The sequence below is a fragment of the Flavobacterium cellulosilyticum genome (assembly GCF_004349355.1).
Lineage (GTDB): Bacteria > Bacteroidota > Bacteroidia > Flavobacteriales > Flavobacteriaceae > Flavobacterium > Flavobacterium cellulosilyticum.
On sequence record NZ_SMFK01000001.1, the window covers coordinates 846,438 to 859,227 of the forward strand.

Annotated in this window: 5 protein-coding genes; all 5 read left to right on the plus strand. The window is 30.8% G+C overall.

The features are described from left to right. The first annotated feature begins 48 nt into the window (after positions 1–48). The 5 genes from E0F76_RS03285 (at position 49) to E0F76_RS03305 (ending at position 12,784) form a co-directional block, all read left to right on the plus strand. Positions 49–2,148, plus strand: coding sequence for a type I restriction-modification system subunit M (locus tag E0F76_RS03285; RefSeq protein WP_132001276.1), 2,100 nt, complete (start codon positions 49–51; stop codon positions 2,146–2,148). After that, a complete protein-coding gene (locus E0F76_RS03290; protein WP_132001279.1) occupies positions 2,149–3,435 on the plus strand; it encodes a restriction endonuclease subunit S in 1,287 nt (428 codons plus the stop codon). Beyond that, positions 3,436–8,298, plus strand: a complete 4,863-nt coding sequence (locus E0F76_RS03295; protein WP_132001282.1) for a sacsin N-terminal ATP-binding-like domain-containing protein — start codon at positions 3,436–3,438, stop codon at positions 8,296–8,298. It abuts the gene before it with no gap. A gap of 6 nt (positions 8,299–8,304) precedes the next feature. Further along, positions 8,305–11,598: a type I restriction endonuclease subunit R gene (locus E0F76_RS03300; RefSeq protein WP_132001285.1), complete on the plus strand. Its 3,294-nt coding sequence runs from the start codon at positions 8,305–8,307 to the stop codon at positions 11,596–11,598. A gap of 232 nt (positions 11,599–11,830) precedes the next feature. Beyond that, entirely contained in the window at positions 11,831–12,784 is a 954-nt protein-coding gene (locus tag E0F76_RS03305; RefSeq protein ID WP_132001288.1) for an AAA family ATPase, read from the plus strand. Positions 12,785–12,790 lie beyond the last annotated feature (6 nt).

Genomic DNA, 12,790 nt, shown 5'->3' on the forward strand with positions numbered 1-12,790 from the left:
AACCTAAATGGGTAAATACTTTTTTTAAAATAATTTTCACAAACAATAATGACAAACGAACAACTCAAAAAACTAGAAAAAGACCTGTGGGATTCTGCCAATTCACTACGAGCTTACGGCGGACTAAAAGCAGCCGACTATGCAGTGCCAGTTCTTGGACTTATTTTTCTACGATTTGCAGAAAACAAATACAGCCATTACGAGCCAGAAATCCTTAAAGAATATGAGGCGGAAAAAGGCACAAGATTAGAAAGAACTATTGATGCTATTGCATTGTCTAAATGTGGTTTTTATTTACCTCACTTTGCCCGATATGATTTTTTACTAAATCTTCCTGGAGACGAAAGTTTGGCAAAAAAACTTCGTGAAGCAATGGAAGGCATTGAAAAATACCAAGACGATAAATTCAAAGATGTTTTGCCAAAAGAAGCCTACTTTGAAATAGAAAAAAAGAAAGCCGATATATTACCACAGTTACTAAAAACATTCTCAGACATTCCTAAAAATGCAACTGGAGATATTTTTGGTAAAATATATGAATTCTTCCTTGGAGAGTTTGCAATGAGCGAAGGACAAAAAGGAGGTGAATTCTTTACACCAACTTCTGTAGTACGATTTATTGTAGAAGTTATTGAACCGTATGCCGGAAAGATATATGATCCAGCTTGTGGTTCGGGAGGTATGTTTGTGCAAAGTGCCACTTTCGTTAAAGAAGCCAAACACGATTTGAGTGATATTTATGTGTACGGACAAGAATATATGGGCGAAACGGCACGTTTGGCAAAGATGAACTTGATGGTCAATAATATTCGTGGCGAAATTACCGAAACCAACTCCTACGAAAATGACCCTTATGAGGGTTTAGGAAAGTTCGATTTTGTAATGGCAAATCCACCGTTTAACGTAAAATCAGTAAAAGAAAGCACCGTTAAAAACGACGAACGTTTCTACAAATACGGCTTGCCTAAAAACAAAGGCAAAAACACCAACGACAGCATTACCGATGCCAATTACCTTTGGATTTCATTGTTCGCTACATCATTAAACGATAAAGGAAGAGCTGGTTTTGTTATGCCTAATTCTGCTTCTGATGCTGGAAATTCAGAATATGAAATTCGTAAAAAAGTGGTCGATAGCGGCATTGTAGATTGTATGGTTTCAATGCCTTCCAATATGTTTTTGACCGTAACCTTACCTGCAACGCTCTGGTTTTTTGACAAACAAAAAATCAACACAGAACGCAAAGACAAAATCTTATTCATAGATGCTCGAAATACCTACCATCAAAGAGACCGTGCACACCGCGAATGGAAAGAAGAACACATTCAAAACCTAACTGCAATTGTACGTTTATACCGCGGCGAAAACGAACGCTATCTTGAATTAATTGGTCGTTACATCAACCAATCCAATGAAGCGATAGACAAAGTGCCAGCAGCTTATAATGACTATTTTACTATTTTAAAAAGTACGATAATTAATTTACAACAGTATTCAAGAGATAGTAAAACCAAGCACAAACCCGAAGCGTTCAAAAAAATCATAGAAAGTGGTTTAATCGACAAGATTACAAGTTTATCATTACCACATATATCATTACCAGTCATTGCGAGGAACGAAGCAATCTCATCAAACGAACAACAATTAGCTTATGCAAAAAATTTAGAAGCTTACACTGCCCAAGTAAAAGAAATAGAAACTGTTTTAAAAGCCAGCAAAGACGCTTTACTAGAAGTGTTAGCACTTGCAGACAAAGAAATTAAAGTTAAAAACGATAAAGACTGGATAGCTTTAGGCTTAAATGGGATAAAATTAATTGAAGAACTACAACAACAATGGAAAGATAGTACCGATGAAGTTACCTATTTCAAAACCAATATGGACTGGTTGCAAAGTCGTTTCCCGGAAGCAAAATATGCTGATGTAGCTGGATTATGCAAAGTAGCAGAAAGAACAGAATATGTTGAAGAGCAAGATTATTCTATGAATGCTGGTAGATATGTTGGTCTTGAGCTGGACGGGAACACCATAAGCAATAAAGAATTTATTGAAATTATTAATTCTAAATGTGATGAATTAAATGTTTTAAATAAAAGATCAAATGAATTAATCCATTTTATAACTCAAAATAGCAAAGAATTTATATAAATGGAAAATTGGATAGAATATAAAATAGGAGAGTTATGTGAGGTTGGAAGAGGTTCTTCACCAAGACCAATAATTGACCAACGTTATTTTGTTGATGGGGATATTCCTTGGGTAAAGATTGCTGATGCAACTGCTTCTGGTAAATATATTTATGAAACTAAAGAATATGTAAATGAATTTGGAGCAAGTTTCAGCAGACATCTTGAACCAAATTCATTAATAATATCTGCAAGTGGTTCAATTGGTTTGATAAAATTTTTAGGTGTAAAAGGATGTATTCACGACGGTTGGCTTTATGTCTCAAACTACAATGAAAATTTTATTGATAAGGAATATTTATACTATTTTTTAATTTATTATTCAGTACAATTTAATAATTACTCTTCGGGTGCTGCAATTCAAAATATCAATACCGAAATACTTCGAAATACAAAAATAAAACTTCCATCAATTCCGATCCAACAAAAAATCGCATCAATATTATCTTCCTATGACGAACTGATTGAGAACAACAAAAAACGAATCAAGTTATTAGAAGAAATGGCTGACGAAATCTATAACGAATGGTTTGTGCGTCTGCGTTTTCCGGGTTATGAAAGCACGAAAATTGTAGATGGTTTGCCAGAAGGTTGGAAGAATCTTAAAATTGGTGACATATGTACAGTTGGACGAGGTTCTTCACCAAGACCTATAACAGATTTTAGTTTTTTTGAAAATGGAAATATACCTTGGATAAAAATTGCTGATGCTACTGCATCTTCAAAATTTGTATTAGAAACAAAAGAATATGTAAATGAATATGGTGCATCTTTTAGTCGTTATTTAGATGAAGGAAGTTTAATAATAGCAACTAGTGGTACTTTAGGCTTTTGTGTTTTCTTAGGAATAAAAGGGTGTATTCACGATGGTTGGCTTTATACAAATAGTTACAAAATGAACATGAAACCTTCTTATTTATATTACAGAATAAATTCACTGACAGAGTATTTTAATAACTTTTCTTATGGTGCTGCAATACAAAATATTAATACTGACATTTTAAGAAAGACATCGGTTTTAATTCCTACGGAAGATATATTAAATAATTTTTATTCAATTATAAATTCTATTGATTTAGAACACAAATTATTGTTACAAAAAACTAAACTTGTTCAAGAATCTTTCGATTTATTACTACCAAGATTAATCAGTGGTAAGTTGAAGGTTGAGCATCTATCGGAGGAGAAGGAATTATTAATGGTAGCAGAGCCAAGAGCCGAATATCAAAATCAAAATAGTATCAAATAAATGGAAGCATTGAATGTTCAGTCTGTTGCCAATAAAGATATTTTGGAACTTATACAACAAAGGAGAAGTACCTATTTGAATGAGCCTCTCTCAATAGTTGAACATTTCGGTATTGAGAATAGTATTGTTGATGAATATACAGGACGTCAATTGCTCGAAATGATTCAAAATGCAAATGATGAGAGCGATACAGTAAAACCAAAGAAAGTAAAAATACTTTTAGAAAATGATACTTTAATAATAGCTAATAATGGAAATCCTTTTTCATTGGGTGGTGTAGAATCATTAATGTATAGCCATTTGAGTCCAAAAGTAATGGAAGAGAATAAAGTTGGACAAAAAGGTCTTGGCTTTCGTTCTGTACTTAATTGGTCGAAAGAAATTTATATCGCAAGCTATGATTTACACTTAAAATTTTCCAAACAACACGCAAATGCTTTTTTAGCTGAAATACTGGAAGAAAGACCTGAAATAAAAGAAATTATTAAACGTAAAACTAATGAAAAGTCTTCTGTTTCTGTTTTACGTTGTCCTTACATAGAAGAGGACACATCCAGTAAAAAGGAAGTCGACTATGATACCGTTATTGAATTAACATTAAAAAAGGATGTCGAAAAAGATATCAAAAATCAAATTGAAATTGATATAATCCCAGAGATTTTAATATTTTTAAATAAACTTGAAGAAATTGAAGTAAAAACAGATGAACATCATTTTATTTTAAAAAAAGAAGTTAATGATGATGTCATAAAAATAACCAAAATAGACTATTTAAATGATGATAATAATGGTAATTGGTTATGGTATGTAATGGAAGACAAGGGCTCAATGAGCAATGCTAAAGGTTCAAAAAATTATGAAATAAAAATTGCCTTCAATCCTGAAATTATCCCTTCAACTCAAAAATTATTTTCTTACTTCAGAACAGAGGTAGATTTTCCATATCCTGTATTGGCTCACGGGTCTTTTGAATTATCTTCCAATAGAAATCAGCTACAAAATGTAGAAAATGGATTTAACATACAGTTAATTGATAAGTTAGCGAATTTGCTTGTAAAATGCGCTCTAAATTTAACTGCTAATAAAAGATGTAATTACGATGCGTTAAAATTGGTTATTCCATCAATTTATAACAATAGTAGCCTAAATAATGCTCCGTGGAATTTAAAAGGTTCAATTGATAACTATATTAAAGAATTACCCATTTTTCCCTCTATAAATAAAAAATATTTAAAACTTTCAGACAACATTAAATTTTATGAGGTAGACATTCAAAACTGTATTCCTAAAAAAGGACATCAATTATTTAATTCGCTTTTACAACAAACTTCAGATAGAGAGATTATCTATTATCTATCAACTCTAAAAATTAATTTAAAATATCCAGATAGCGAGTTTACCAATAAAATCAATCAAATTATTGACAATGATTTTTTAACTGAAAAACAACGTGTCGATTGGATTTATTTAGTTTGCGAAAAAACCAAAGACATTTATAGTGGTAAAAATCCAACTTTGCCGTTTTTACTTAATAATTTCGAAGATAAAAGAATCAAAAGCTTTGATACGGTAATTGTGCCTCCAAAAGAGATTACTTACAACCTTCCTAAAGGAATTAAATTACAATTCTTAAACCAAGATTTGTACAGAAGAATTAGATCTCGATTTGGTAATATTCCTCCACGTCAAGTTATTGAAAAACTGAATCTATACAATGTGGCAGAATATGCGATGAATGTAGTGGTTCAAAAAATTATTTCAAGTACAAATGAAATTATTAGAATAGGAAAAAAAGATAAAGTCAATGCAATTGCAGAAATGCATAGGGCTTTATTTAGTATTTACAACTCTTTAGATGACAATACAGATGCTAAAAACACTTTTCCAGTTACATTAACTTCACCATATTTATTTACAAGAAATAATGAATTAAAAGAGGCCAATAAATTATATTTTGGAAAAGAATACGGATTAGGATATTTAATGGAAGATTTGCTGAAAGAAGTCAAAGAAGATGTTTTTGCGGGTTCTTTTGAACAAAATGGGTTAGTTCAAGAAATTCATCAATCAGAAATTTTACTGTCAAATCATTCTGTTGAAAATTATTTGAAATGGTTGGGTGTTGCTGATTTTCCAAAAAGAGAGAATAAAGAAATTAACGAATGGTCTCTTGGTAGCAATGATTTTATAAAGTTTACTCTAAAATCTATAAAGTATCCTTTTAATACAGTTGGATATAATGAGATAATTGAAAGTTTTTCAGATTTAAAAAAATGTTGGGATTTTAGATGTAATGTTTTATGGTATGAACATTTTGAAGCAATAATTACTGGTGCATCATTTGAATGTCTGTTGGCTTGGTTTTTAAAAGATAATGAATTATACAATTCGCTTACAACAAATCAAGAATTCTATGGTAGCCAATTAAGATTTGCAGCTCCTCACAAAGTACACCATAGAAATTTACCTAAAAATCATATAAAATCATATATTAATTTTATAATTCAAAAAACAGCTTTTATTCCTGTTGAAAATGGCGAAAAGTCAATACCTAATAATTGTTTGTTGGACAGCAATAATTTAAGTCCATTGGTCAAAACACCAAAAATAAATTATACAGCAACGCCTTTCATTAACAACAATATTGATGAAGAGCAAATCAACTATTTTTTAAAAAGAATAGGGTTAAAAGACAGCTTGAAAGACTTATCAATTCCGTCACTTTACACATTATTAAGCCAACACAATACCCATTTTTCAGAAGCAACCAGCAATATTCAAAGTTTTTATATGGCTATTATAGAGGCTACCAAAAACAGAGAAGTTATTGAAGACAGTGTAGAAAGGAAAAAATATTTTGAAACAGGTCAGATATATGCTTTTTTTGAAGGCAAAAATAGTTTTACGCCCATAAGTGAAGTAACCTATGTTGACAATCCAAATTTCAGTCAGGAGTTATTGAAAAAATTAAAAGTTGCTAAGTTACCACATCGTGCAGGCAACCAAAGAATCCAGAGTTTATTTGGGGTGCAACCATTGGATTACATCAAATTTAGTGTTCAAAAAAATGTCGAATCTAATCATAAGCTCAATGAAGCTTTCATAGGAGAGTTAAATGAAATGAAACCTCATTTATTTGCATATCGTTTTCAAAAAGGATTGAAAAAAACACAATTAGATTTTGAACTATCTGCAATAAAAAACATCAAAATTACAATAGCGTTTAATATTGATGTAAAGTTTCGTTTAAATGGAGTTGACAATGATTTATCATTAAACAAATATGAATACATTCAAGATGATGTTTCAAAAATATTCTATATTAAACTGGACCGTGATAATTCAAATTATCAAGAATTAAAAAAAGATTATAGATTAAAAGAAACTATTGCCGATATTATTTGTGGCGCTTTAAAAGTAACCGAAAATAGAAAAGATTTTATTTTATTATTGGGCGAAAGTCCTTCCAATTGGATTCATCTTTTAAAAAGAGAGTTTGAAGATTATGGAACTATTGAAAAAGAAATCTTAGGAAAGTTTGAAGGAGTTTTATCATCAGAACAAAGATTTTGGAAACTAATATTGGATATAAAAGAAATAAAATTTAAATCTGAAATAGATTTGAATAGTGACTTTATTCATAGTAAATTATTTGTAAAATTAGATAAAGATGAGTTTTATGATATATTCAGAAAGTTAGATTACAATAATCTTTCAGACCGTAAAAACTTCTTATACATCCAAAAAATATTCCAACACATAAAAATTGATTTATCTGATTTTAATGCTTTCGGCTATAAAATTTTAAATTTTGAAAGCCATATCGAAAATCAAATATATACCTATCATAAAGTCTTTTCAGATAAATATGCTTCTTTTCTATTTAACAAAAAGCAATCAAAGGACTTTATAGAAAAATGGGAACAAGTTTCTAAATTCAATTCCTTTAAAGTTAGCAACTCAATTAATTTTGTGGTCCAAAAGGCTCATAAATTAGCTATTTCAAAAAATCGTTCAGAGATTAATTATGATGCTATTGATGCTACTTTAAAAATAGATTTAGAGTCAATCTACAATAAAAACTTCCGGGCATTTGAATCTCAAATGAGATTAGTGTCAAATTTTAATGATACTATTTTCAATGATAATAAATACGAAACTGAATTTAGAAATGCTGTTTTTTTTAATGAGGTTGAAAACTTAAAAATAGATTTGATTAAAAAATTCAATAGTCTAACCAAAGATGATGGCGAGCTACAAATAAATATTGCTAATACTTCGGTTGCCTTTTCAGATAATAACGTAAATGATTTATTAGATTTTATCGAAGAGCAAGTAAAAAATAATGATTTCAAAATGGAACATTATGATCCTACAAAAGCTCCGGAGGCAAATAGCAATGGAAAAGGGAATAGTTCAACTGGACAATCTTTTAATGGAAAATCTAAAAAATACAAAAATGAAGATATTGGTTTTATTGGGGAGAAATTTGCTTTTGAATTATTAAAGAAAGAATTTGATAGTGTAGAATGGGTTTCGGAATATGCAATTAAAGCTGGGTTTCCTAAGGGTAAAGATGGTTTAGGTTATGATTTTGAGTGTAAAAAAGGGGAAGAAACACGATTTGTTGAAGTAAAAAGTTCAGTAACAAAAAATTATTCATTCAACATTACTACTACCGAAGTTAAAATAGGGCATTCAAAAGAAAAATCATTTGATATACTTTTAATAACCAATCTTTTATCCGAAGATATTAATTTCAAATATCTAAAAAATATATTTAATTACACAAACAACGAAAGCTTTTTGGAAAACACCAAATTTCTTGTTGAAAATGACAGTTATAAAATTAAGTTTAAATAGTTAACTATGGCATATCTAAACGAATCACATATTGAAGTAGCCGACATCAATTTCTTTACCGAAAAGTTAGGCTACACACACATCAATGCTTGGGAGAAAAAACTAATGGGTAGAGAAACACTTAAAGATGTAGTGTTACTCGGCCGATTAAGAAGTAGTTTAGAAAACCTAAATAAAAATTTACCGTCAGAATGTATTGACCACGCTATTTATGAATTGACAAAAAGCAGAGCTACACTTACTCCAATAATTGCCAACAAGGAAATTTATGAGTTAATAAAAAATGGAATTCAGGTTGAATTTAAAAACGCATTAGGTCGTGAAGAAAATGATTATGTAAAAGTTATTGATTTTAATGAAAAGACAGAGAATGATTTTTTATTGGTTTCGCAATTAAGTATCGAATACCAGGAAACGCAAAACATTACCAGAAGACCAGATTTGTTGCTCTATATCAATGGTTTGCCATTGGTAATGATTGAATTAAAAAATGCTACTGAAAAAGTAAAAACAGGATTTGATCTAAACTTAAAAAATTATAAACGAGATATTCCTCAATTGTTTTGGTACAATTTATTTGTTTGTGTTTCTAACGGAATCCAAACCAGAGTTGGTAGTTTCAATGCACCTTGGGATCATTTCTTTTCTTGGTTAAAACTAACCGACACCGCCATAACGCACGATCAGCCAACAAAAGACGAAATTGAGATTGAAAGCCAAAGAACCGGAGAACATTTAAGTCTAAAAATCTTTGGGGAAGGACTTTGCAGCAAAGAAAACATACTAGATTATTTTGAAAACTTTGTGTTATACCATAAAAATAAGGTTAAAATTATTGCTAAAAACCACCAATATTTAGGAGTAAATAATGCTATACTTGCTCTACAGAATAAAGATACCAACAAAGGAAAGTTAGGTATATTTTGGCACACACAAGGTTCTGGAAAATCTTATTCAATGATTTTTTTCTCCAAAAAAATCCATCGAAAAGTTACAGGAAATTGGTCGTTTTTGGTCATTACAGACCGTAAAGATTTGGACGGCCAGATTTACAGAAACTTTCTAGAAACAGAAGCCATTGTTGAAACCAAAGACCAAAAAGAAAACTATTTCAGACCAAAAGACAAAGTAAATCTTCGGGAGTATCTGCAATCCAACAGAGCGTATGTTTTTACATTAATTTTTAAATTCGGTATAGAAAGCGGTAAAACATATCCACAACTAACCGACAGAAAAGATTGGATTGTAATTGTAGATGAAGCACACAGAACACAATACAAAAGTTTGGCAGAAAATATGCGTATTGCATTGCCAAATGCCCAATACATAGCTTTCACCGGAACACCATTATTAAAAAGCGAATTAACTAAGGATTGGTTTGGCTCCTATATTTCAGAATATAACTTTGCTCAAAGTATTGAAGATGGAGCAACAGTTCCCATTTTCTATAAAAAAAGTGTGCCAAGAGTAGAACAAGTAAATCCTGATTTAGTTGGTGAAGCTGCAGCCATTCTAGAAAATGAAAATCTTACTGAAGAACAAAAAAGCAAATTAGATAAAGAGTTTTCTACCTTATTGAATGTAGTTAGAAGGGACGACCGCCTAGAAGAAATTGCAAAACATATAGTGAAACATTTTCCGTATCGTTTAGATGTGGTAGATGAAGATGACAGAAGAAGACCAATGAAAGCAATGGTAATTAGCATTGATAAATTCACAGCGGTTAAAATGTATGATAAGGTGCAATACCACCTAAAAGAAGAAATCAAAGAGTTAAGAAAGAAAATAGCTAGTGAAACCAATCCCGAACTAAAAACAAGATATGAAAAGGCAATCGCTTTTATGACCGAAACCAAAATGGCAGTGGTGATTAGTCAAGAAGGAAGCGATAAAGAAGAAGAAAAAACATTTAGTGAAGCGGGTTTAAATATTAAACACCATCGTCAATTAATAGACAGCCCCGATGAAGACGGTCGTAACATTGAAGATTATTTCAAAGACCCGAACAATACCTATCGCATCGTTTTTGTTACCGCAATGTGGATGACTGGTTTTGATGCTCCATCGGTTTCAACACTTTATTTGGATAAACCGTTACAAAATCACACGTTAATGCAAACTATTGCAAGAACAAATCGGGTTATTGAAGGAAAGAAAAATGGTTTAGTAATAGATTATTTTGGGGTTTTTAGAAATCTTAAAATAGCTTTAGCGGCCTATGCCGAAGGAACTAAAGGCAGAAATAATGAAGTTGATGAAGACGAATACCCAGCAAAAGAGTTTGAGGAATTGTTAGCATTGTTAGACCAAGCAATAATTGAAGCAAAGCTATTTTGTAACGAATTGGGAGCTGATGTAGATAAAATTCTATCGATGGGCGAAAGAGGATTTAAAGAAATAGAACTGTTTCAAGAATATGCCAACATCATTTTGGCTAAAGACGAACATAGAAAACAATTAGGATTATTCGTGAACACTATTGTTTCGTTATATGATTCTGCAAAACCCGAAGTATATGAATTTCAGAATGTAAAAAGGAACCGGGATGTATTACAATATCTTAGAGATGTTGTCGATAGAAATGTAGATCAGGATGAAGCAGTAGAAAGGGCCAAGAAAAAGATTGAAGAATTATTAGATACTAGCATTGTTGGAAAAGGAGATTTACAAGATGTTGCAAATTTTGAATATAAGATGGATGATTCAAAGCAAATCGATTTAAGTAAATTAAATTTCGAATTACTGAGAAGTGAGTTTCCAGACAAAAAATATAAAAACATTCAGTTTGCAGATTTAAGAGAATTGCTCGAAGTCAAATTAAAGCAAATGATGGCTCAAAATAAAACGAGAGGTTCATTTTTGGAAAATTTTCAAAAGATAATCGATGATTATAATTCTGGAAGTTTATCAATTGAGCAGGCTTATGAAGATTTATTGAAACTAGCAGAAGATTCGAATGAAGAGCAACAAAGAGCTGCTAAAAATGAAATGACTGAAGAAGAGCAAGAACTTTTTGATTTATTAAAAAAAGATAAATTAACCAAAGAAGAGGAAAAATCAGTTCGATTGGCTGCAAGGTCTTTATTAAAGAAATTATATGACGCTAAAAATAAAATCCTAATCCAAGAATGGCATAAAGAAAAAGCAACACAGGAAAAAGTAAAAAGAGAAATCCAATTAGTACTTGGAAACTTGTTGCCAGAAACCAGTTATGACCGATTAGTTTTTTCTCAAAAAGTAGATGTAGCATTTCAGCATTTTTATGAATTAGCACAAACGGGAAGAGGTTTTGCAGCGTAATATGTATTGAAACTTTATTTGATCATTTATAAATAGTGGTTCATATTATTTATTTTTGTTTGAAAAATTGCAACTTAACATAGATCCGCAATAAAAATGGTAAAACACTTTTTTCTAGTTTGGTATAATGTTATGTTATTATTTTAAAAATATTATTAGTTTTTATTAAACGAAATCGGCCTAAATGCATATCGGATGCATTTAAAATGGCTTTTTTTATTACTTTTGTTTTATGGCGACAGCGGAACAATTAAAATCATTATTGCAATCTCATTACAAAAACGATAATGAGAGATTCACTTCTATTGCTCTTCAAGTAGCAGCACACGAAGCCAGACAAGGACATATGTCTATTGCAAAAGAAATAAAAGATTTAGTTGATAGGTCAAAAACGGATGGTTTTAAAGTAATAAGAATTAATCCTGACTTAAGTGATTTGGTTTTAGTGTACTATCCCGAAAACAGATTAAATGAATTAATACTTTCTGCCGAGGTTTCAAATAAACTAAATCGAATAATAAGAGAGTATAAAGAACGAGATAAGATTCTAAAACATGGTTTACAAAACCGTAGAAAAGTATTATTGTCGGGTCTTCCAGGAACAGGCAAAACAGTTACGGCTTCCGCTATATCAGGGGAATTAAAACTACCATTATATGTTGTTATGATGGATAAATTAATGACCAAGTATATGGGAGAAACAGCTTCTAAACTGAGACAGATTTTTGATATGATGGTTTCAAACAGAGGTGTTTACTTATTTGATGAATTTGATGCTATAGGGGCGGAAAGAGGAAGAGACAATGAAGTTGGTGAAATGCGTAGAGTATTAAATTCATTCCTGCAATTTATAGAACAGGATTCATCAGAAAGTATAATTTTTGGTGCTACCAATAATATTAAAATTTTAGATTCTGCGTTATTCAGACGCTTCGATGATATTATTACATATTCTTTACCAAAAAAAGAAGAAATAGAAGAATTAATAAAACTGAAACTACACAAATTTCTTGGAGACTTCTCCCTTAAAACGGCAGTTGATGCTGCAATTGGATTAAGTCATGCAGAAATAACAAATGCTTGTAATGACTCACTCAAGGAAATCATTTTAACGGATAAAAATAGTGTCACTCAAAAGTTATTAGTCCAAATGATGAAGGATCGAAAAACAAGTCATTTGATATAATCATTT